Origin of the sequence: Streptoverticillium reticulum (assembly GCF_047456005.1) — a bacterium.
Taxonomy (GTDB): Bacteria; Actinomycetota; Actinomycetes; order Streptomycetales; family Streptomycetaceae; genus Streptomyces; species Streptomyces reticulum.
This window is the reverse complement of sequence record NZ_CP179755.1, coordinates 1,828,166-1,849,609: the sequence shown is the minus strand read 5'-3', so window position 1 is coordinate 1,849,609 and position 21,444 is coordinate 1,828,166. Positions and strand designations below refer to the sequence as shown.

The window sequence follows — 21,444 nt, the reverse complement described above, 5'->3', positions numbered from 1 at the left end:
GCTGTGACACCACCGGTGTGAAACCGGTGGTGTCACAGCAGGGTGTCACAGCAGAAAGTGCGGTCGGTCGGTCAGTGCTCGTGGCCGAGCTGGGCCGACTGGATCTTCTTCCAGGACTTCGGCTCCGCCGGCTTGCCGGCTGCCCGCAGGGAAGCGCCCGCCGGGGCCTTGCCGATGCCGTACGAGGCGGCGTCCGCGGCGGAGGGCTTGGCGGTGGTGAACAGCCAGGTGTCGAACAGCTTCTGCAGGTTCTTGCCCGAGACTTTCTCGGCGAACGCCTGGAAGTCCTGGACCGAGCCGTTGCCGTACTTGTTCACGGTCGGCCACTTCTTGAGGGTCTCGAAGAACGCCTTGTCGCCCACGGTGTTGCGCAGCGCCTGGATCGCGATCGCGCCACGGTTGTACACCGCGCCGTGGAACTGGTTCTCCGGACCCGGGTCGCCCGGCTTGACCTTCCAGAAGTCGTTGTCTGCCGGGACGCTCGCGTAGATGTAGTCCGCGAGCTGCTGGGCGGTGCCCTCGTTCTCCTTCTCCGACCACAGCCACTGGGCGTAGGAGGCGAAGCCCTCGTTGACCCAGATGTCACGCCAGTTCTTCACCGACACACTGTCCCCGTACCACTGGTGCGCCAGCTCGTGCACCACCACCGAGGTGTTGGCCCCGTTGGCGAACTGCGCCGGGCTGTAGAACGGGCGGGTCTGGGTCTCCAGCGCGTAGTGCGTGGGCACGTTGGGCACGTAGCCGCCGGCCGCGGTGAAGGGGTACGGGCCGAAGACCGACGACTCCCAGTCCAGGATCTCGTTCGTGCGCTCGACGCTCGCCTTGGCCGAGTCGAGGTTGTCGCCCAGGTCCTTGCTGTACGCGTTGACGATCGGCAGGCCGTTCGACGTGGTGCCGGTGGTGATGTCGAACTTGCCGACCGCCAGCGTGGCCAGATACGTGGCCTGCGGCTTGGTGGAGCGCCAGTTGTAGCGCGTCCAGCCGAACTTGGAGGACTTCGAGGCCAGCACGCCGTTGCTGATCGCCTGGACGTCGTCCGGCACGGACACCGAGACGTCGAACGTCGCCTTGTCGCGCGGGTGGTCGTTGCTCGGGAACCACCAGGCCGCGGCCTCCGGCTCGTTGGCGATCACCGCGCCGTCCGGGGTGCGCATCCAGGAGCTTGAGCCGTCGACCTTCACCTGCGAGGGGATGCCGCTGTAGCGGACGACGACGCTGACCTGCCTGCCCTTCTCCAGGGGCGCCGCCGGGGTGATCTCCAGCTCGTGGGTGCCGGACTTGGTGAAGAAGGCCTTCTTGCCGTCGACCAGCACGTCCTTGACGTCCAGCAGGAAGTCCAGGTTGAAGCGCGAGAGGTCCTGGGTGGCGGTGGTGATCAGGGTCGCCGTGCCGTCCAGCCGGTCGGTCCTCGGCTGGTACGTCAGACGCAGGTCGTAGTGGGAGACCTGGTACCCGCCGTTCCCGGCCTCCGGGTAGTACGAGTCCCCGATGCCGGGTGCGCCGGGCGTGGGCTCGGCTGCGGACGCCGGGACGGCCAGCATGAGGAACGCCGCGGCCGCGCCGGGGACGATGAGTCTGTGACGCACGAGTCACTCCAACTCGTAGGGGGCGAAGGGCTGATCGCAGCCTATGTACTCACCGGGGGCCAGGGTATGTCCATGGCGGATTGCGACATGTGATCGACATGCGCCTGACATCAACGCCTCCCGGACCACTTCCGGCCACCGTCACCCCCCTTCTGTACGGGAGTTGACTCGCGCTACGGTCCCGCCGTGCCCATACACAGGCGGGTCACCCGCATACCCTGGACCACCCTGCTCGTGGCGGTTCTCGCCGCCCTGACCACTGTTCTTGCGGCCATTCCCGGCACTGCGCGCGCCGCGACGGCACAGCATGGCGGAAAACCGCCGGGAGAAAGCAGACCGGTCTACTCGTACGACCGCGCCGTGCGCGAATCCGTGTGGGTGGACACGGGGATCGACGGTGACGGCGACGGCCGCACCGACCGGGTCGCCGTCGACATCATCCGCCCCCGGGAGGCGGCCGAACAGGGCCGCCGCGTCCCCGTGATCATGGACGCCAGCCCCTACTACTCCTGCTGCGGCCGCGGCAACGAGAGCCAGCGCAAGACGTACGACGCACAGGGCAACCCCGTGCAGTTCCCGCTGTACTACGACAACTACTTCGTCCCGCGCGGCTACGCCGTCGCCCTCGTCGACCTCACCGGAACCAACCGCTCCGACGGGTGCACGGACATCGGCGGCCGCTCCGACGTCCAGTCCGCCAAGGCCGTCGTCGACTGGCTGGGCGGCCGTGCGCACGGCTGGTCCTCGCGGAGCGGCGGCCACGTGGTGCGCGCCGGCTGGACCACCGGGGCCGTCGGCATGATCGGCAAGAGCTACGACGGCACGATCGCCAACGCCGTTGCCGCGACGGGTGTCAGGGGACTGCGGACCATCGTCCCGATCGGGGGCATCAGCTCCTGGTACGACTACTACTTCTCCCAGGGCGCGGCCCTCTACGACGGCGGGCCCGATCAACTGTCCGACGTCGTCGAGAGTTCCGCCGCGCGCGGCCGCTGCGCAGCCGTCCAGCGCAGGCTCGTCGAGGGCGCACCGCGCACCGGCGACTGGACCGCGTTGTGGAGCGCGCGCGACTACGTGCGGGACGCGGGCAGGGTACGGGCCAGCGTCTTCGCCGTCCACGGCATGCAGGACCTCAACGTCCGCACCAAGCACTTCGGCCAGTGGTGGAACGCGCTCGCCGCGCACGGCGTGGAACGCAAGGTGTGGCTGTCGACCGCGGGGCACGTGGATCCGTTCGACTTCCGCCGCGCGGAGTGGGTCGGCACGCTGCACCGCTGGTTCGACCACTACCTGCTGGGCTACGACAACGGCATCCAGCGCGAACCCATGGCCGACATCGAACGCGCGCCGGGCCGGTGGACGACGGACACGGTGTGGCCGCCGCGCGGCACGCGGACGGTGTCCCTGTACCCGGCGCCGGACGGCGTGCTGAGCACGCGGCCCGCACCGCGGGGGACGACCGCCGAGTTCACGGACGACCCGAAGCGGAGCGAGACGGACTGGGCGGCGCAGATCGACACCGTCACGCCGGAGAAGGCCGGATTCGTCACGCGGCCGTTGACGCACGACCTGCGGGTGTCTGGCTCGTCGTCGGTACGGCTGACGGTGACGCCGTCGACGGAGTCGGCACACCTGTCGGCGGTACTGGTGGACGTGGGCCCGGCCGAGATCCGCAACTACGCGGCCCGCGGGGAAGGCGTCACCACGCTGGCGGACCGCGACTGCTGGGGCAGCGGCAACGCCGGGGACACGGGGTGCTTCCTGCGGACGGTGCCTGACACGGAGCGGGTCGGCTTCACGGTGTTCAGCCGGGGCTGGGCGGATCTGGGCCACTATGCGGGGCTTGCGCGGGGGAGGGCGCTGGTGCCGGGGCGGGCGTACACGATGACGGTGGACCTGGCGGCCACCGATCATGTCCTGCAGGCGGGCCATCGGCTGGCGCTGATCGTGGCGGGGACGGATGGAGGGCTGGTCCAACCGGCGTCCACCACGCCGCGGTTGACGGTGGATTTGCGGGGGTCGGGGGTGCGGGTGCCGGTGGGGTAGGGGGTGTCGGTGCCCCGGTCCCGCCCTTTCGCCGTTTCCTGGGGGCTGCCGCCCTCAGACTTGCCCCGCCCCGTCAGGGGCGCGGGGAACTGCGCGACCAGCCACAGCCGGCCCGCAGCCGCACAACCAAGGGGGTTCGGGGGCTTGCCCCCAAGAAACGGTGAAAGGGCGGGACCGGGGCATCACCCCCCAACCAGCCCCGCCACCGCCTCCGCACACCCCCACGACACCGTCACCCCCGCACCCCCGTGCCCGTAGTTGTGCACCAACCTCCCCCCACCCGGCAGGGTTTCCGCCTCCAGGCGTACCGCCGCCCGCGCCGGCCGCAGGCCCACGCGGTGCGCGAGCACGCGGGAACTGCCCAGCCCCGGATGCACCCGTGCGCACCGCGCAATGATCGCCTGTGCCGTCGACGGCACAGGCGCCCGGTCCCACACATGGCTGCGCGCCGTTCCCCCGAGCACCACCCCGTACGGCTGCGGGAAGACGTACACGGAGTCCGTCCCCCGGTCGTCCGCGTTCGCGAACCACTCGTGCACGCCCGGGTTCTCCACCACGACCAGCTGGCCCTGCACGGGGTACACCCCGGGATCGGGGACCAGGTGGCGTGCCCCGAGCCCGGTGCAGTTGACCACCGTCGGCGCGCGGCGCGCCGCCTCGGCGAGCGAGGACAGCGGGCGGCCGGCCGTGACCGAGCCGCCTGCCGCGGCCAAGCGCCGCTGCAGGTAGGCGAGATGGGCCGGCATGTCCAGCAGCGGCACGTGCACCCGCACCGCGCGCCCGTACCCCGGCGGCAGTTCGCCCCGCATGGCGGCCCGCAGCCCGGGCACCCCGGCCGCCCACGGGCCGAGCTCCGCGGGGCCGGCCCCCGCGTACGTGCCGGCGACCAGGCGCACCCCGGTCTCCTCCGGCCGCGCGGCGAGCGCGGCCAGGACCGTGAGCGAGCGCAACGACCAGGCGGCCACGGCCTCTTCGGGATCGATCCGGTACGGCCACCACAGCGCGCCCGCCACCGCCGACGTGGTCTCCGCCGGGGCCTCCCGGCTCCACACCGCGACCCGGAGCCCGCGCTCCGCCAGCACGACCGCACTGGTCAGTCCGGCTATCCCGGCACCGACCACGATCACATCGCTCGCCATGGGCCGACGGTACCGGCGAATTCCCCGCTTCCGGGCTCGAAGTGGCACACCGAGGGGAATACTCCGGGCATGGCAGCGTACGCGACCTTCGGTCTGGCCCCGGCGACGCGCGCCGGCGCGCTCCTCGCCGACGGGGCGTACGAAGTGCACCGGGAATTCCTGGACTTCGTGGTGGACGGCAGGCCGCTGCTGGGCCGGCTCGCCGACGTCGACGGCGTCTCGCCGCTCGCCGCCGACCTCGGGCCCACGGTCTTCACCTCGCAGGTGCGCGCCCTGCTGCTGGAGGGCCTGCCGCCGCTGCCCGGCGGGCGGCACGTGATCTACGCCTGCCCCGAGTGCGAGGGGCTGGAGTGCGGGGTGGTCACGGCCGTGATCGAGCGGGACGGCGCGGACGTGGTGTGGCGGGACTTCGTCTGGCAGACGGCCCCGGCGCCCGACCCGGCGCGCGACGGCTACCGCGGGGTGGGCCCGTTCCGCTTCCGCTCCGCCGAGTACCGGGCCGTGCTGGAGCGGCTGCTCGCCGACGGGACGTGCGGCGCGCGCCGGGTGCTGCTGGTGGGTCCGCGCGTCTCCCTGTTCGGCCGCCTCGCGGCCGCCCTGAGGTCGATCGGGATAGGAGCCGAGATCACCCGGGACGCGGCGGGGGCGCACGCGGAGGAGATACGGACCTACGGTGCCGTCGCGTTCGAGCGGGACGTGGGGGAGGGCGAACGGTCGGCCGTGCGGGCCGCCTTCGCGGCCGCCGGTTCGGACGCGGTCTTCATAGAGGCTCCGGCCCCGGCCGTCCCGCTGCTCGTCGCCCAGGTCGAACAGGCCCTCCAGCGCGCGCCGCACGCCCTGCGCCGGCTCACGGGGCTGACCGCGGGCGCGGGGCGGGTGCACGTCGGGGTGGCCGCCGCCTGCCGGGTCCGGCTCACCGGTTACCGGCAGGACCGTTTCCGCCGCACGCGCGCCGTCGAGGTGTTCGAGGGACGGCTGGAGCCGGGGGAGCACACCGTGCCGCTGGACGCCGGGCTGCGCGCGGGTGCCTTCCTCGTCGCCCGCACCACGAGGGACGTGCTGGTCACCCGGCTCACGTCCTGAGGGGCCTGCGGGCGAACGCCCGGAGAAGACGCCGGGAAAAGTATGGGAAAACCATTACTGTGCGAATCCTGTGAGCGGATAGAGTTTCCGCTGCTATGACTGCAACGCTCGTCGCCAAGGACCTCGCCGCCGGACACGGCGACCGCACCCTGTTCTCGGGTCTCGATCTGGTCGTCGCCCCCGGCGACGTCATCGGCCTGGTCGGGGCCAACGGCGCGGGCAAGTCCACCCTGCTGCGCCTGCTCGCCGGCCTCGGCACCCCCGACGAGGGCACCGTGCGCACGGGCCCGGCCTCGGCGACCGTGGGGCACCTGCCGCAGGAGCCCGAGCGGCGCGAGGGCGAGACGGTGGGCGCCTTCCTCGCCCGCCGCACCGGTGTCACCGCGGCCCAGGCCGCGCTCGACGCCGCCACGCAGGAGCTCGTCGACGGGGCCCCCGGCGCGGACGACGCCTATGCCGTCGCCCTCGAGCGCTGGCTCGGCCTCGGCGGCGCCGACCTGGAGGAGCGCGCCGAGGACATCGTCGCCTCGCTCGGCCTCACCGTCGGCCTGGACCGGCCGATGACGGCCCTCTCCGGCGGCCAGGCCGCCCGGGCCGGTCTCGCCTCGCTGCTGCTCAGCCGGTACGACGTCTTCCTGCTCGACGAGCCCACCAACGACCTCGACCTGGACGGCCTGGCCCGCCTGGAGGAGTTCGTCACCGGGCTGCGCGCCGGGACGGTGCTCGTCAGCCACGACCGCGAGTTCCTGGCCCGCACCGTGGACCAGGTGCTCGAACTCGACCTGGCCCAGCAGCAGGTCAACCTCTACGGCGGCGGCTACGAGGCCTACCTGGAGGAGCGCGCGACCGCCCGCCGGCACGCCCGCGAGGCCTACGAGGAGTACGCGGACACCCGCGCCGGCCTGGAGGCCCGGGCCCGCACCCAGCGGAACTGGATGGAGAAGGGCGTCCGCAACGCCCGCCGCAAGGCCACCGACAACGACAAGATCGGCCGCAAGCTCCGCGCCGAGTCCACCGAGAAGCAGGCCGCCAAGGCCCGCCAGACCGAGCGGCTCATCGAGCGGCTGGACGTCGTCGAGGAGCCCCGCAAGGAGTGGGAGCTGCGCATGGAGATCGCCGCCGCACCCCGCTCCGGCGCTGTGGTGGCCACCCTGCGTGGCGCGGCGGCCCGGCGCGGAGCCTTCGCCTTCGGCCCGGTGGACCTGCAGATCGACTGGGCCGACCGGGTCGCGATCACCGGTGCCAACGGCTCGGGGAAGTCCACGCTGCTCGCGGCCCTGCTGGGCCGGCTGCCGCTGGAGGCGGGCAGCGCCGCGCTCGGCCCGGGCGTGGTGGTGGGCGAGGTGGACCAGGCGCGGGCCCTGTTCTTCGGGGACGAGGCGCTGCTGGATGCCTTCGGCGCGGCGGTGCCCGACACGGCGCCCGCCGACGTCCGCACCCTGCTCGCCAAGTTCGGCCTGAAGGCGGCGCACGTGCTGCGCCCGGCGGCCACGCTCTCGCCCGGCGAGCGCACCCGCGCCGCGCTGGCCCTGCTCCAGGCCCGCGGCGTCAACCTGCTCGTCCTGGACGAGCCCACCAACCACCTCGACCTCCCCGCGATCGAACAGCTGGAGTCGGCGCTGGCCTCCTACCGCGGCACGCTGCTCCTGGTCACCCACGACCGGCGGATGCTCGACGCGGTGCACACCACCCGGCGGATCGAGGTCGCGGAGGGCCGGATCACCGAGCGCTGAGGCTCCCCTCCGGTCCCACCGGCCCGAACGGGTGAGAGGGTGACCGAAAACAACCCCAGGTACAGGCCAAGTCTTCCCCAAGGCATGGTCACGCTGGGTGACGCGCGCGGTCGTATTTCAAGGGTGTTACGAGGGCCTGCAGGCCGCTTCCCGCGGCGGATTTGAATCGTTGATGGGATGGGTGCAGCACGCGTTCGATTTACGGAACGTTGGTCCTCGGTTTCCGAACCGGCGGCAAGATGCCTTCGTCTGTACCGGGCGTAACGCGTCCACAGGACGTGCGCACCACCTTTGACGTCGAAACAAGAGGCACACACATGCCGCCGACCCTTCCAGGCCACCTGCCCGCTCCACGAGGTCCACTCGTGGGGAAGGCGCGCTACGGCAGCGCACCGCCGCCGCCCGAGCGCACCCTCCTCGACGTGCTCGACTCGACCGCCGCCGCTCACCCCGACGCGCCGGCCGTCGACACCGGCACCGAAGTGCTGACCTACCGCACCCTGTGCGCCGAGGTCGCCGCGCGTGCCGAGATGCTCCGCGGCGCGGGCGCCGGCCCGGGCGACCGCATCGGCATCCGGGTTCCCTCCGGCACTGCCGACCTGTACCTCTCCGTGCTCGCCGTGCTGCGCTGCGGCGCGGCCTACGTGCCCGTCGACGCCGACGACCCCGACGAGCGCGCCGCCACCGTCTTCGGCGAGGCCGGCGTCTGCCTGGTCCTGGGCGCCGAAGGCCGCATCAGCGCGGGGCCCGCGCCCGCCACGGGCGGCGCCCTCGGCCGCCCCGCGCTCCCGGACGACGACGCCTGGATCATCTTCACCTCCGGCTCCACCGGCGCCCCCAAGGGCGTCGCCGTCAGCCACCGCAGCGCGGCCGCCTTCGTCGACGCCGAGGCCCGGCTCTTCCTCCAGCCGCAGCCGCTCGCCCCCGGCGACCGGGTGCTGGCCGGCCTGTCCGTGGCCTTCGACGCCTCCTGCGAGGAGATGTGGCTGGCCTGGCGGCACGGCGCCTGCCTGGTCCCCGCCCCGCGCTCGCTGGTGCGGGCCGGCCACGAGCTCGGCCCCTGGCTGGTCGAGCGCGGCATCACCGTCGTCTCCACCGTGCCCACCCTCGCCGCGCTGTGGCCCCCGGAGTCCCTGGACCGGGTGCGGCTGCTGATCGTCGGCGGCGAGGCCTGCCCCGCCGAGCTCGTCGACCGCTTCGCCGTGCCCGGCCGCGAGATGTGGAACACCTACGGGCCCACCGAGGCCACCGTCGTCGCCTGCGCCGCGCAGATGTTCCCGGGCCGCACCGTGCGCATCGGCCTGCCGCTCGACGGCTGGGAGCTCGCCGTCGTGGACGAGGCCGGCGAGCCGGTCCCCTTCGGCGCCGAGGGCGAACTCGTCATCGCCGGTGCCGGCGTGGCCCGTTACCTCGACCCCGTCAAGGACGCCGACAAGTTCCGTCCCTCGGCGGCCCTGGAGACCCACCGCGCCTACCGCACCGGCGACCTCGTGCGCGCCGACCCCGAGGGCCTGGTCTTCGCCGGCCGCGCCGACGACCAGATCAAGCTCGGCGGACGCCGTATCGAGCTCGGCGAGATCGACGCCGCCCTCAGCGCCCTGCCCGGCGTGCTCGGCGCCGCCGCGGCCGTCCGCACCACCCCGGCCGGCGGCCAGATCCTCGTCGGCTACGTGGTGACCGGCGCCGGCTACGACCGGCAGGACGCCCGGAAGCTGCTGCAGGACCGGCTGCCCGCCGCCCTCGTGCCCGTCCTGGCCGAGATCGAGGACCTGCCCACCCGCACCTCCGGCAAGGTCGACCGCAACGCCCTCCCCTGGCCGCTGACCACCGCCGACACCGCCGACGGCCCGGACGCCGACCGCGAGCTGTACGGCACCGCGGCCCGGCTCGCCGACCTGTGGGAGAAGCTCGTCGGCTTCCGCCCCACCGCCGACTCCGACTTCGTGGCCATGGGCGGCACCAGCCTCACCGCCGCCCGCATGGCCTCCACCCTGCGCGAGACCCACCCCGGCGTCTCCGTCGCGGGCCTCTACCAGCACACCGTCCTGCGCGACATGGCCGGGTACATCGACTCGCTCGCCCCGCACACCCCGCAGAGCGACGCCCCGCCCCGCCGGGTCCGGCCCGTGCGCCGCCGCACCGGCGCCGCGCAGATCGCCGTGCAGTGCGCCCTCTTCGGCGTCCAGGGCCTGCGCGGCGTGGTCGGCCTCGCCCTGGCGGACAACGTGCTCGGCATCGTCGCCCCCAGGGCATGGGCGCCGCACACCGCCTGGTGGATGGTGATCGTCGGCTGGTTCGTCCTGTTCAGCGCCCCCGCCCGGCTCGCCATCGGCGCCGCCGCGGCCCGCCTGCTGACCCGCGGCATCACCCCCGGCGTCCACCCGCGCGGCGGCCGCGCCCACCTGAAGCTGTGGACCGCCGAGCGGGTCGTCTCCTCCTTCGGCGTCCCCGCCCTCCTCGGCACCCCGTGGGCCGCCCGCTACGCCCGCGCCCTCGGCTGCTCGACGGGCCGGCACGTCAACCTCCACACCATGCCGCCCGTCACCGGCCTCGCCACCTTCGGCGACCGGTGCAGCATCGAACCCGAGGCCGACATCTCCGGCTGGTGGATCGACGGCGAGGACCTGCACATCGGGACCGTCCGCATCGACGCCGACGCCCGCGTCGGCCACCGCACCATGCTGATGCCCGGCGCCTCCCTCGGCCCCGGCGCCGAACTCGCCGCGGGCGCCTGCCTCGACGGCCACGTCCCGGCGGGGGAGACCTGGGAAGGCTCCCCGGCGCGCCCCGCCCCCGGCAGCCACGGCGGACTCCGCTCCGCCGGCGCGCCCGTCGACCCGCTCGCCTGGCCCGCCCCGCGCCGCGGCCGCTCCCGCCGCTGGGACCTCGCCTACGCGCTGACCCTGCTCGGCATGCCGCTGATCGCGCTCGTCGCCTCCGCGCCCGCCCTCGTGGGCACGTACTTCCTGGTCAAGGGCGCCTCGACGCTGTCCTCGGCCGGACTGCTGCTGCTCGCCGCAGTGGCGCCGGCCACCCTCGTCACCACCGTGTGCGGCCTGCTGATCGTCGCCGCCCTGGTCCGGATCCTGAGCCGGGGCATCGTCCCCGGCGTGCACCCGGCCTGCGGCGGCGTCGCCTGGCGCGCCTGGCTCGTCAACCGGCTGCTGACCGACGCCCGGGCCACCTTCTTCCCGCTCTACGCCAGCCTCGGCACCCCCGTCTGGCTGCGCCTGCTGGGCGCCCGCGTGGGCCGCCGTGTGGAGGCCTCCACCGTCCTGCCGCTGCCCTCGCTGCTCACCGTCGGCGACGGCGCCTTCCTCGCCGACGACACCCTGGTCGCCCCCTACGAACTCCGCGGCGGCTGGCTGCGGCTGGGCCCCGCCCACGTCGGGCGGCGCGCCTTCGTCGGCAACTCCGGCATCGTCGGCCCCGGCCGCACCGTGCCCGACAACGGCCTCATCGGCGTCCTCTCCGACGCCCCCGAGCACAGCGAGCCCGGCAGTTCCTGGCTCGGCCGCCCCGCGATGCCGCTGCCGCGCGTGGCCACCCAGGGCGACGCGGGCCGCACCTTCGACCCGCCGCGCCGCCTCGTGCTGGCCCGCGCCGCCGTCGAGATCTGCCGCCTGCTGCCGCTGATGGTCGGCTTCGCGATCGGCCTGGGCGTGTTCCTCGTCGAGCAGGACGCCTTCGACGAGGGCGGCCCCGGGCTCGCCGCCCTCGTCGGCGCCCCGCTCCTGCTGGCCGCGGGCCTCACCGCCGCGCTCACCGCGACGGCCGCCAAGTGGCTGCTCATGGGCCGCTTCAAGGCCGGCGAGCAGCCGCTGTGGAGCTCCTTCGTCTGGCGCAACGAGCTGTACGACGTCTTCGTGGAATCCCTCGCCGTGCCCTTCTTCGTGGGCCCCTTCACCGGCACCCCGGTGCTCAACTGGTGGCTGCGCAGCCTGGGCGTCCGCGTCGGACGGGGCGTCTGGTGCGACACGCACTGGCTGCCCGAGACGGACCTCATCACCCTGGAGGACGGGGTCAGCGTCAACCGGGGCTGCGTCCTGCAGACCCACCTCTTCCACGACCGGATCATGCGCATGGACGCCGTTCACCTCGCGGAGGGCTCCTCGCTGGGCCCGCACGGCATCGTGCTGCCCGGCAGCTCCGTCGGCGCGCACACCTCCGTCGGCCCGTCCTCGCTCGTGATGCGCGGCGAGAGCGTGCCCGCCGGGACGCGCTGGACCGGCAACCCCATCGCGGGCGAGCCGCAGGTGCCCGTCGCCGCCGGTGCCGTCGCCAAGGAGTACGCGGCATGACGGGCAGCACACCGCGATGACGCTCAGGGAGCGGTTCCCGTGCAGCCGCCGCACCGTGCTCACGGCTGCGGCGGCCCTCCCGCTCACCGCTGCGGCGGCCGCCGACACCGGCGGCCCCGCGCGGCTCCCGAGCGCGGAGCGCTACTTCCCGCGGCAGGGCTCCGACGGCCACCGCACGCTCGCCTACGACCTGCGGCTGGCCTACGACCCCGAGCGGGCCTGGCTCGACGGGCACGCCCGCATCGAGGCCGTCGCCGTCGAGCACACCGGCCGGATCGCACTCGACCTGGCGAAGCTGAAGGTCGAATCCGTCGAACTGGACGGGGAGGCGGTGGCCTTCCACCGCCGCGACGGCAAGATCCTGATCACCGCGCCGCGGGGGCTGGCCCCCGCCCAGCCCTTCGTCCTCGACGTCCGCTACGGCGGGCGGCCCGCCCCGGTGCACACGTCCTTCGGCCCCATCGGCTGGGACCGCACCGGGGACGACCACGACGGCACGCTCGTCGCCTCCCAGCCGGTCGGCGCACCGTCGTGGTTCCCGTGCAACGACCGGCCCGACGACAAGGCCGCCTACACCTTCACCGTGACCGTGCCCCAGGGCCACCACGTCCTGGCCAACGGCACGTTGCAGGACCACCGGGAACTGGACGACGGCACGGCGCGCTGGACGTACCACCACGCCGGGCCCATGGCCCCCTACCTCGCCGCCGTCTACACCGGGCGCTTCGTCCACGCCGCGGCGCCCGACGGACACGCACCGGTCCCGGTGCGCAACGCGTATCCGGCCGACCTCGCCGAGGAGGCCCGGCACGACCTGGCGCGCCAGCCCGAGATGCTGCGGGCGTTCACCGAACTGTTCGGCCCGTACCCCTTCGAGGCGTACGGGGCCGTGGTCGTCGACGCGGAGCTGGCCGAGCCGGTGGAGAACCAGACGCTCTCCGTCTTCGGCAGCAACCACATGGACGGGCAGCGCGGTTCGGAGACGCTCGTGGCGCACGAGATCGCCCACCAGTGGTTCGGCAACAGCGTCGGCCTGTCCGACTGGCAGCACATCTGGCTCAACGAGGGCTTCGCCACATACGCGGAGTGGCTGTGGTCGGAACACATCGACGAGGACGACGCGGACACGCTCGCGCGCGAGGCCTGGGCCGACCTGGCGGGCCGCCGCCAGACGCTGCGCATCGCGGACCCCGGGCACCGGCACCTCTTCGACGACCGGATCTACGTCCGGGGCGCGTGCACGCTGCATGCGCTGCGGCTGACCGTGGGCGACGAGCGCTTCTTCACGGTGCTGCGGTCATGGCACGAAGTGCATCGGGGCGGCAGCGCCGACACGGAGATGTTTCTCCGCCACGCGGAGCGGGTCGCAGGTCGCCCGTTGGGCGACCTGCTGCATCCGTGGTTGTACGAGAAGGCGTTGCCGGCGTTGCCGGCGGCCCCGTAACGGGGGCGCCCCCCGTAGGGGCGCCCCCGTCAGGGGCGCGGGGCTGTGTCGATATGCGGCTCCGCCGCGTGGGCGCGACCAGCCCCCACCGGCCTGCAGTCGACGCATCACCCAGGAGGTCCGGGGCGCAGCCCCGGGAACTTCGACCACGGGCGCGTCGTGGTTGCTCGCGCAGTTCCCCGCGCCCCTACGGGGCGCACCGAAACGCAGGGCTCAGCCCTTAGGCCCCAACAAGCCCGCGCGGCGCAGAGCATCGGCCATCGCGCCGTCGGCCGGCGCACCGGGCTTGGCGCCGCGCGAGGCACCGCCCTTGCGCTGGCGCGGCGCGGAGCGCCGCTCCCGCTCCGCCCCGGCGGCGGCCGGCGCCGCCTCGTCCTCCAACCTGAGCGTCAGCGAAATCCGCTTGCGCGGAACATCCACCTCCAGCACCTTCACCCGCACGATGTCCCCCGGCTTCACCACGTCCCGCGGGTCCTTGACGAACGTCTTCGACATCGCCGACACGTGCACCAGGCCGTCCTGGTGCACCCCGATGTCCACGAACGCGCCGAACGCGGCCACGTTGGTGACGACGCCCTCCAGCACCATCCCCGGCTGCAGGTCGCCGAGCTTCTCGACGCCCTCCTTGAACGTGGCGGTCTTGAAGGCCGGTCGCGGGTCGCGGCCCGGCTTCTCCAGTTCGCGCAGGATGTCCGTGACCGTCGGCAGACCCACCGCGTCGCTGACGAAGTCCTGCGGCCGCAGCGAGCGCAGCGCACCGGTGTTGCCGATGAGCGCACCGACGTCACCGCCCGCCGTCTTCACCATCGCCCGCACCACGGGGTACGACTCGGGGTGGACGCTGGACGCGTCCAGCGGGTCGTCGCCGCCGCGGATGCGGAGGAAGCCCGCGCACTGCTCGTACGCCTTCGGGCCCAGGCGCGACACGTCCTTCAGCGCCTTGCGGCTGCGGAACGGCCCGTTGGTGTCCCGGTGCGCCACGATGTTCTCCGCGAGGCCGGCGCCGATGCCCGACACCCGCGAAAGCAGCGGCGCGGACGCGGTGTTGACGTCGACGCCGACGCCGTTGACGCAGTCCTCGACGACCGCGTCGAGCGAGCGCGACAGCTTCACCTCGGACAGGTCGTGCTGGTACTGGCCGACCCCGATCGACTTGGGGTCGATCTTGACGAGTTCGGCGAGCGGGTCCTGCAGGCGGCGCGCGATCGAGACGGCGCCGCGCAGCGACACGTCCAGGCCGGGCAGCTCCTGCGAGGCGAAGGCGGAGGCGGAGTACACGGAGGCGCCGGCCTCCGAGACCATCACCTTCGTCAGCTTCAACTCCGGGTGCCGCGCGAGGAGATCGGCGGCCAGCCGGTCCGTCTCGCGGGAGGCCGTGCCGTTGCCGATGGCGACGAGCTCGACGCCGTGCTCGCGGGCGAGCCGGGCCAGGGTGGCCAGGGAGGCGTCCCACTTGTTCTGCGGGACGTGGGGGTAGACGGTCTCGGTGGCGGCCACCTTGCCCGTCGCGTCCACGACGGCCACCTTCACGCCCGTGCGGAAGCCGGGGTCGAGGCCCATCGTGGCGCGGGTGCCGGCGGGGGCGGCGAGCAGCAGATCGCGCAGGTTGGCGGCGAAGACGCGCACCGCCTCGTCCTCCGCGGCCTGGCGCATCCGCAGCCGCAGGTCGATGCCGAGGTGGACGAGGATGCGGGTGCGCCAGGCCCAGCGCACGGTGTCGCCGAGCCACTTGTCGGCCGGGCGGCCGCGGTCGGCGATGCCGAAGCGCCGTGCGATCGCCTGCTCGTACGCCGTCGGCCCCGCCTCGGCGGACGGCTCCTCCGGCTCCAGCGTGAGGTCGAGGACCTCCTCCTTCTCGCCGCGCAGCATGGCCAGGACGCGGTGCGAGGGCAGGGCGGTGAAGGGCTCGGCGAAGGCGAAGTAGTCGGCGAACTTCGCACCCGCCTCCTCCTTGCCGTCGCGCACCTTCGCCGCCAGGCGGCCCCGCGTCCACATGCGCTCGCGCAGCTCGCCGATGAGGTCCGCGTCCTCGCCGAACCGCTCGGTCAGGATGGCCCGCGCGCCCTCCAGCGCGGCGGCCGCGTCCGCCACGCCCTTGTCCGCGTCGACGAAGGCCGCCGCGGCGGCCGCCGGCTCGGTGCCGGGGTCGCGCAGCAGCCCGTCGGCGAGCGGCTCCAGCCCGGCCTCCCGCGCGATCTGCGCCTTGGTGCGCCGCTTGGGCTTGAAGGGCAGGTAGATGTCCTCCAGCCGGGCCTTGGAGTCGGCCTCGCGGATCCGCGCCTCCAGCTCGGCGTCCAGCTTGTCCTGGGACCGCACGGACTCCAGGATCGCGGCCCGCCGCTCCTCCAGCTCCCGCAGATAGCGCAGCCGCTCCTCGAGGGTGCGCAGCTGCGCATCGTCCAGCGCCCCGGTCGCCTCCTTGCGGTAGCGCGCGACGAAGGGGACGGTCGCTCCGCCGTCGAGCAGCTCGACGGCGGCCCTGACCTGCCCTTCCCGCACACCGAGTTCCTCGGCGATCCTGCCTTCGATCACGATCACGCTCTGCTTTCTCCCGGAAGCCGTGACCTGTCATTGTGGCAGGAACCGTGTCGCGGCCCGAAGGGGCGCGGGGAACTGCGCGCTCGGCCCGAGCCGATCCGCAGCCGAAGCAGCCGAAGAAGAACCTCAGGCCCTGCCCCTCAGATCCGCCGGGAAGGCACCCCCCTTGAGCAGGTCCGCGGTGAAGCCCGTCATCAGCTCGATCAGGCGCTCGACGCCGGCCGCGCCCAGGTGCACGTACGGGGCACGGTCCAGACGGTCCGTCTCGCGCTCGATGTCCTCGCGCAGCGCGTCGCCCTTGGCCGTCAACCCGCCGTCCGCGTCCAGCAGTCCGCGCTCGCGCAGCCGGTCCTTGGCCGTGTCCAGCTCCTCCTCGGTCCAGCCGCGCATGGTGATCAGCCAGTTGCGCGCCATCCCCTTGCCGGTGGCGCTGTGGCTGACGAGCGCCTCGACGGGGTCGAGCCCGGAGTGGGCGAGGGCGATCAGGTGGCCGTCGCCACGGTGCTCGCGCAGCAGGGTGCTGGCGTGCCACAGGGCGAGGTGCGGCGCGTCGGGCACGGGCAGGTCGGCGTGTGCCGCGTACAGCGGGCGGACCGCCCGCTCGCACGCCTCCGCGGCCCGCAGCGCGAGCTCGGCGGCCTCGGTCATCTCGGCGGAGGCGAGGGCCTCTTCGCCGAGCAGCCGCCGCAGGTGGGCGTCGGCGGCGCGCATCCGGGCGTCCAGCACCTGCTGGGGCGAGGCGACGTCCCAGATGTGCGGCACGTGTTCCGCGATCACTTCGTGCTTGAAGCTGTGGAACGCAGCCGTGACGACCCCCGCGCCGACACGGCCGAACGCGGCGCTGCGCCCGGCGAAGTAGACGGCACGGCCCTGCGCGATGCCGAGCGCCGTCAGTTCCCGGGTGATCTCGGGACAGAAGTAGTGGGCGGCGTGGAAGGGGTTGACGACAGTGTTGCAGCGCCGTGGGGCGTCTGCGGGCACTTCCGATGCAATGGTCATGTACCGCACGTTACCGACTGGTTGGTACAGCGGGAAGGCCGGGGCGGACACTTCCGCCCCCGTGCAGGTCAGTGGCAGGAAAGGTGGGGAATCCGGCGTTGCGGACGGCATGACGCCCGGCCAGCATGAGTGTCATGACCACCCGTCGCACCGTCCTGATCGTCCTCTACGAGGGCGTCCAGAGCCTCGATGTCACCGGCCCCCTCGAAGTGTTCAACGGGGCCGGGTCGCGGGGCGGGGAACACGGCGCCTACGAGGTGCGCACCGCAACCGCCGACGGCGAGCCCGTCCGTACCGGGAGCGGCCTGCGGCTCGCCCCCGACACCACGCTCGCGGACGCCGGCGTCCCGGACATCGTCCTGGTGCCCGGCGGCGACTGCACCGGCGAGGCCGATCCCGGGCTGACCACCTGGCTGCGCGACCACGGAGCCCGCGCCGAGCGGCTGTTGTCGGTCTGCACGGGCGCCTTCCTGCTCGCCGCGGCCGGGCTGCTGGACGGCCGCCGGGCCACCACGCACTGGGCGTACTGCGAGGCCTTCGCCGAGCGGTACCCCGGGGTGCTGCTGGACCCCGACCCCATCTTCGTGAGGGACGGTCACATCTCCACCTCGGCGGGCGTCACCGCGGGCATCGACCTCGCCCTCGACGTCGTCGAGGAACAGCTGGGCCGGGCGGCCGCGCTCGCCGTGGCCCGGCACCTGGTGGTCTTCCTGCGCCGCCCGGGAAACCAGCGGCAGTTCAGCGCCCGGCTCGCCGCCCAGACCGCGCGGCGCCCGCCGCTGCGCGACCTCCAGCACTGGATCGCCGAACACCCCGGCGCCGACCTCTCCGTCGAGGCCCTCGCCGCCCGCGCGAACCTCTCGCCCCGGCACTTCGCCCGGGCCTTCCGGGACGAGGTCGGCATGCCGCCCGGCCGCTACGCCGCGAAGGCCCGTATGGAGGCCGCCCGGCAGCTGCTGGAGGAAACCGCCGACGGCGTGGAGGAGGTCTCCCGCGCCTGCGGCTACGGCACCCCGGAGGCCATGCGCCGCGCCTTCGTGCGGGATCTGGGCACGGCACCCGCCGAGTACCGGCGCCGGTTCGTCAGCAACGGAACGAAGGACTGAAAGGCTCCTCATGCAGCTCGCCATCCTGCTCTACCCGGACTTCACCGCGCTCGACGCCGTCGGGCCGTACGACGCGCTGGCCCATCTGCCCGGTGCCGAGGCCGTGTTCGTCGCCGAGCGGCGCGGTCCGTTCCGCAACGAGTCGGGCACGCTCACGCTCGTCGCCGAAGCCGCGCTCGACGAGGTGCCGCGCCCCGACGTCGTCGTGGTCCCCGGCGGCCCCGTCCACAAGCTGCCGCTGCAACCGGGCCCGTTGCACGAGTGGCTCCGGGAGGTGGACCGGCACACGGCCTGGACGACGTCCGTGTGCACCGGTTCCCTGATCCTCGGCAGCGCCGGACTGCTCGCCGGGCGCCGGGCGACGTCGCACTGGACGGCGCTGGAGCACCTGACCGGGTACGGCGCGGAGCCGACGCGCGAACGGGTCGTCATGGACGGCAAGTACGTGACGGCGGCCGGGGTCTCGGCGGGCATCGACATGGGCCTGACCCTGGCGGGGCGGCTGGCCGGGGACCGGGCGGCGCAGGCCGTTCAGCTGATGCTGGAGTACGATCCGGCTCCGCCGTACGGTGCGGGGTCGCCGGAGACGGCTCCGGCTGATCTGGTTGCGGAGTTGCGGGCGGCGCGGGAGCTTTAGGTCGTTTTCCGGGTGCGGGTCCGTTGTGGCTGGTCGCGCAGTTCCCCGCGCCCCTTATGAGGCGCCCGCCTTACGGGGCGCTCGTCCAGCCGAACCGCGGCGTCCGGCGTTCCAGGAACGCCGCTACGCCCTCCGCCGTCTCCCCGCTCCTGCGGGCCTCCAGGGGCCACTCGGCGCCGTCCCCCTCCGTCGTCATCAGTGCCGTCTTCGCCGCCACCTGGGTCAGCAGCGACCGTCCCGCCAGCACCTCGGCGAACTCCGCCACCCGTGGCCCCAACTCCTCCTCCGGCCACACCTCGTCCACCAGCCCCACCCGCAGCGCCCGTTCGCTGTCGATCAACTCCGCGGAGAACAGCAGGTACTTGGCCGCGGCCGGTCCGACGAGCCCTGCCAGCCGGCGCGTGGAGGCCGCCGGATAGGCGATCCCCAGCCGTGCCGGGGTCACCCCGAACAGGGCCCCCTCCGCGGCGAACCGCAGGTCGCACGCGGCGGCCAGCTGGCAGCCGCCGCCCACGCAGTGGCCGCGCACGGCGGCGATCGTGGGCTTGGGGAAGGCGGCCAGGGCCTCCTCGGCCGCCACCGACAGGCCCTGCGGGACCGCGCCGTCGCCGACGGCGAGCGTGGAGATGTCCGCCCCGGCGCAGAACGTCCCGCCCTGGCCGGTCAGCACCAGCACGCGCACGGCCGGATCGGCGGCGCAGCGCTTCAGCAGGTCCGGCAGCGTCTGCCACATCTCCGTGGTCATGGCGTTCCGCTTGGCCGGGTGGTCGATGCGGACCGTCGCGGTGGCACCGGCGACGTCCAGGTGCAGTGCTGCGGGCTCCATGCGCCGGATGCTATCCGGCACCGGCACCCCTATGATCAAGATCAGGGGGCGCTGTGAGGAGGCGCTCATGCCCAAGGGACGATCGGCGCGGCTGAGCCGCGGTTTCGGGGTGCTGGCCCTGCTCGGCGGGATCCTGGTGCTCGCGGGGGTGGTCGGCCTCGCCTACGCCGGCTTCGCGACCCTCACCACGATGCTCCTCTTCGGCTGGCTGCTGCTGATCGGCGGCTTCGTCGGTCTCCTGCACGCCGTCCAGTCGCGGGCGAGCAACTACTTCTGGCTGGGCGTGGTGGTCGCCGCGCTGAACATCGCGGCCGGCGTCGTGGTCATCAAGATGCCCGTGGGCGCGGCCGAGGCGCTGACGATGTTCGCGGCGCTGCTGTTCCTCACCGGCGGCCTGTTCCGCCTGGTGGGCAGCCTGGTGGTGCGCGGCCCGCAAATGGCCTGGACGCTGCTGCAGGGCGCCTTCGATCTGCTGCTGGGCATCCTGGTGCTCGGCAACTGGCCGCACAGCAGCCTCTATGTGATCGGTACGTTCATCTCGCTGGCCCTGCTCTTCGACGGGCTCGGGCTGATCGCCCTCGGCGTCGGCGGCCGGCGGGCCGTGCGCTCCGTGAAGAGTGAACTGGACGGCCAGTAACAGTCGCGTGAGTGACCACGGCATACGCACCCGGTCAAATCCCGTCGATAGGGGCTGACTTCCGTTCAGCGCCCCGGTACGGACCGTTGAATTCCCAACACTCGACGTGTGCGGTCGAGCCACGGCGAGGGGTTGGTATCGGACATGGAGATCCTCGGGAGCGCCTCCAAGGGGCCCAGCCGGGCGGTGGTGCCCCCGCCCCGCAGACCGGGCGGCTACGAGGGCAGCTGGCGGCTGACCGTCCCGTCGCTCGACTGCTCCGTCCCGGGCGCCCGGCACGCAGTCCGCGACCTGATCGCCCGTCAGGGCGTGCCGATCCGCCCGGACCTGCTGCACGGCCTGCTGCTGATCGTCTCCGAGCTGGTCACCAACGCCGTCCAGCACGCGGCCCTGCTCTCGCCGGAGGTGGGCGTCGAGGTCTCCATCGGCCCGGCCTGGGTACGGGTGGCCGTCGAGGACAGCCACCCGTACCGGCCCCGGCCGATGGAGGTCGGCGACGAGTGCACCGGCGGCCGCGGCCTGCTGCTCGTGCAGGCCGTCGTCGAGGAGGCCGGCGGCTGCCACGACGTGGAGCACACCGCCGGGGGCGGCAAGGTGGTCTGGGCCGCCCTGCCGCTCACCAGCCCGCAGCGGGGCCGGTGAGCTCCCGGACCACCGGCCGGGCGGCGTCCAGCACCGTCATGAACCATGCCGAGAAGTCGGCCTTCTCCCGCAGCGCGTCGAGCTCGGCCGGGGTCACGAACGCCGTCTCCGCGATCTCCGCCGGGTCCGGGCGCGGGGTGTCCCGCACGATCCCGGCGAAGAGGTGGTTGTACTCCTGCTCGACCAGGCCCGAGGCCGGGTCGGGGTGGTTGTAGCGGACCGTCCCCGCCTCGCGCAGCAGCTCCGGGGCGACGCCCAGCTCCTCGGCCGTGCGCCGGGCCGCCGCGACGAACGGCGGCTCCGCCGGGTACGGGTGCCCGCAGCAGGTGTTCGACCAGACGCCGGGGGAGTGGTACTTGCCCAGTGCCCGGCGCTGCAGCAGCAGCCGGCCGCTGTCGTCGAAGAGGAAGACCGAGAAGGCGCGGTGCAGCCTGCCGGGTGCGACGTGGGCGGAGAGCTTCTCGGCGGTGCCGATCGTCCTGCCGCTCTCGTCGACGAGCTCCAGCATGATCGGTTCGGCGGTGCCCTCGGAAGCCGCGGCTGACATCATCGGCGTGACCATCCCTCGTTCTCGGTCGTCGTGCTTGGAGTCTGCCTCAGAGCCTGTCCGGCATGCGGTACCCCCGCCCCGTAAGGGGCGCGGGGAACTGCGCGATCAGCCACCGACGGCCTGCAGCCGACGCACCACCCCAGGGGTCCGGGGCGAAGCCCCCTGGGGGTACCCCCA

15 protein-coding genes are annotated in these 21,444 nt (G+C 73.5%); 9 read left to right on the top strand and 6 right to left on the bottom strand.

Annotated features, from left to right (window positions below; genetic code table 11):
• Positions 1-71: 71 nt before the first annotated feature.
• On the bottom strand, positions 72-1,586 hold the full coding sequence (locus ACMATS_RS08290) for a M1 family metallopeptidase (protein ID WP_414167492.1): 1,515 nt from the start codon (positions 1,584-1,586) through the stop codon (positions 72-74).
• Positions 1,587-1,772: 186 nt separating this feature from the next.
• On the opposite strand from ACMATS_RS08290, the gene ACMATS_RS08285 reads away from it, so the two are divergent.
• Positions 1,773-3,632 carry a Xaa-Pro dipeptidyl-peptidase gene (locus tag ACMATS_RS08285; protein WP_414167491.1) on the top strand — a complete coding sequence of 620 codons (1,860 nt, stop codon included), beginning with the start codon at positions 1,773-1,775 and terminating at the stop codon, positions 3,630-3,632.
• A gap of 182 nt (positions 3,633-3,814) precedes the next feature.
• Here ACMATS_RS08285 and ACMATS_RS08280 read toward each other — a convergent pair whose 3' ends face one another.
• A complete protein-coding gene (locus ACMATS_RS08280) occupies positions 3,815-4,771 on the bottom strand; it encodes an FAD-dependent oxidoreductase (RefSeq protein WP_414167490.1) in 957 nt (318 codons plus the stop codon).
• A gap of 69 nt (positions 4,772-4,840) precedes the next feature.
• Between ACMATS_RS08280 and ACMATS_RS08275 the strand changes: the two genes are divergently transcribed.
• From ACMATS_RS08275 to ACMATS_RS08260, 4 genes are all read left to right on the top strand, one after another.
• On the top strand, positions 4,841-5,854 hold the full coding sequence (locus tag ACMATS_RS08275) for an oxidoreductase (protein ID WP_414167489.1): 1,014 nt from the start codon (positions 4,841-4,843) through the stop codon (positions 5,852-5,854).
• A 95-nt stretch (positions 5,855-5,949) separates the two neighbouring features.
• Positions 5,950-7,587: an ABC-F family ATP-binding cassette domain-containing protein gene (locus tag ACMATS_RS08270; protein WP_390777992.1), complete on the top strand. Its 1,638-nt coding sequence runs from the start codon at positions 5,950-5,952 to the stop codon at positions 7,585-7,587.
• Between the two features lie 317 nt (positions 7,588-7,904).
• Complete coding sequence (locus ACMATS_RS08265; RefSeq protein WP_414167488.1) at positions 7,905-11,888, top strand: Pls/PosA family non-ribosomal peptide synthetase; 3,984 nt, start codon at positions 7,905-7,907, stop codon at positions 11,886-11,888.
• 16 nt (positions 11,889-11,904) lie between these two features.
• Positions 11,905-13,332, top strand: coding sequence for a M1 family metallopeptidase (locus tag ACMATS_RS08260; RefSeq protein ID WP_390777990.1), 1,428 nt, complete (start codon positions 11,905-11,907; stop codon positions 13,330-13,332).
• Between the two features lie 213 nt (positions 13,333-13,545).
• Here the strand turns inward: ACMATS_RS08260 and ACMATS_RS08255 are convergent, their stop codons facing one another.
• Both ACMATS_RS08255 and ACMATS_RS08250 read right to left on the bottom strand, forming a co-directional pair.
• Positions 13,546-15,870 (bottom strand): Tex family protein, encoded by a 2,325-nt coding sequence (locus tag ACMATS_RS08255; RefSeq protein ID WP_414167487.1) that lies wholly within the window; start codon positions 15,868-15,870, stop codon positions 13,546-13,548.
• A 126-nt stretch (positions 15,871-15,996) separates the two neighbouring features.
• Positions 15,997-16,869: an SCO6745 family protein gene (locus ACMATS_RS08250; protein WP_390777988.1), complete on the bottom strand. Its 873-nt coding sequence runs from the start codon at positions 16,867-16,869 to the stop codon at positions 15,997-15,999.
• A 134-nt stretch (positions 16,870-17,003) separates the two neighbouring features.
• On the opposite strand from ACMATS_RS08250, the gene ACMATS_RS08245 reads away from it, so the two are divergent.
• Positions 17,004-17,975, top strand: coding sequence for a GlxA family transcriptional regulator (locus ACMATS_RS08245; protein ID WP_414167486.1), 972 nt, complete (start codon positions 17,004-17,006; stop codon positions 17,973-17,975).
• A 10-nt stretch (positions 17,976-17,985) separates the two neighbouring features.
• On the top strand, positions 17,986-18,612 hold the full coding sequence (locus tag ACMATS_RS08240; RefSeq protein WP_414167485.1) for a DJ-1/PfpI family protein: 627 nt from the start codon (positions 17,986-17,988) through the stop codon (positions 18,610-18,612).
• A 70-nt stretch (positions 18,613-18,682) separates the two neighbouring features.
• On the opposite strand, the gene ACMATS_RS08235 is transcribed toward ACMATS_RS08240, so the two are convergent.
• A complete protein-coding gene (locus ACMATS_RS08235; RefSeq protein ID WP_390777985.1) occupies positions 18,683-19,438 on the bottom strand; it encodes an enoyl-CoA hydratase/isomerase family protein in 756 nt (251 codons plus the stop codon).
• Between the two features lie 67 nt (positions 19,439-19,505).
• On the opposite strand from ACMATS_RS08235, the gene ACMATS_RS08230 reads away from it, so the two are divergent.
• Positions 19,506-20,075 (top strand): HdeD family acid-resistance protein, encoded by a 570-nt coding sequence (locus ACMATS_RS08230; RefSeq protein WP_390777984.1) that lies wholly within the window; start codon positions 19,506-19,508, stop codon positions 20,073-20,075.
• A 144-nt stretch (positions 20,076-20,219) separates the two neighbouring features.
• Positions 20,220-20,717 (top strand): ATP-binding protein, encoded by a 498-nt coding sequence (locus tag ACMATS_RS08225; RefSeq protein ID WP_414167484.1) that lies wholly within the window; start codon positions 20,220-20,222, stop codon positions 20,715-20,717.
• Here ACMATS_RS08225 and idi read toward each other — a convergent pair.
• Entirely contained in the window at positions 20,692-21,267 is a 576-nt protein-coding gene (gene idi, locus ACMATS_RS08220; RefSeq protein WP_390777982.1) for an isopentenyl-diphosphate Delta-isomerase, read from the bottom strand. The two genes, ACMATS_RS08225 and idi, sit on opposite strands and share 26 nt — an antisense overlap.
• Positions 21,268-21,444: the final 177 nt, after the last annotated feature.

Bases quoted from the DNA above. Each gene is read 5' to 3' on its own strand.
- ACMATS_RS08280 (WP_414167490.1), bottom strand. From the start codon at position 4,771: ATGGCGAGCGATGTGATCGTGGTCGGTGCCGGGATAGCCGGACTGACC.
- ACMATS_RS08275 (WP_414167489.1), top strand. From the start codon at position 4,841: ATGGCAGCGTACGCGACCTTCGGTCTGGCCCCGGCGACGCGCGCCGGC.
- ACMATS_RS08270 (WP_390777992.1), top strand. From the start codon at position 5,950: ATGACTGCAACGCTCGTCGCCAAGGACCTCGCCGCCGGACACGGCGAC.
- ACMATS_RS08265 (WP_414167488.1), top strand. From the start codon at position 7,905: ATGCCGCCGACCCTTCCAGGCCACCTGCCCGCTCCACGAGGTCCACTC.
- ACMATS_RS08260 (WP_390777990.1), top strand. From the start codon at position 11,905: ATGACGCTCAGGGAGCGGTTCCCGTGCAGCCGCCGCACCGTGCTCACG.
- ACMATS_RS08250 (WP_390777988.1), bottom strand. From the start codon at position 16,869: ATGACCATTGCATCGGAAGTGCCCGCAGACGCCCCACGGCGCTGCAAC.
- ACMATS_RS08245 (WP_414167486.1), top strand. From the start codon at position 17,004: ATGACCACCCGTCGCACCGTCCTGATCGTCCTCTACGAGGGCGTCCAG.
- ACMATS_RS08240 (WP_414167485.1), top strand. From the start codon at position 17,986: ATGCAGCTCGCCATCCTGCTCTACCCGGACTTCACCGCGCTCGACGCC.
- ACMATS_RS08235 (WP_390777985.1), bottom strand. From the start codon at position 19,438: ATGGAGCCCGCAGCACTGCACCTGGACGTCGCCGGTGCCACCGCGACG.
- ACMATS_RS08230 (WP_390777984.1), top strand. From the start codon at position 19,506: ATGCCCAAGGGACGATCGGCGCGGCTGAGCCGCGGTTTCGGGGTGCTG.
- ACMATS_RS08225 (WP_414167484.1), top strand. From the start codon at position 20,220: ATGGAGATCCTCGGGAGCGCCTCCAAGGGGCCCAGCCGGGCGGTGGTG.
- idi (WP_390777982.1), bottom strand. From the start codon at position 21,267: ATGATGTCAGCCGCGGCTTCCGAGGGCACCGCCGAACCGATCATGCTG.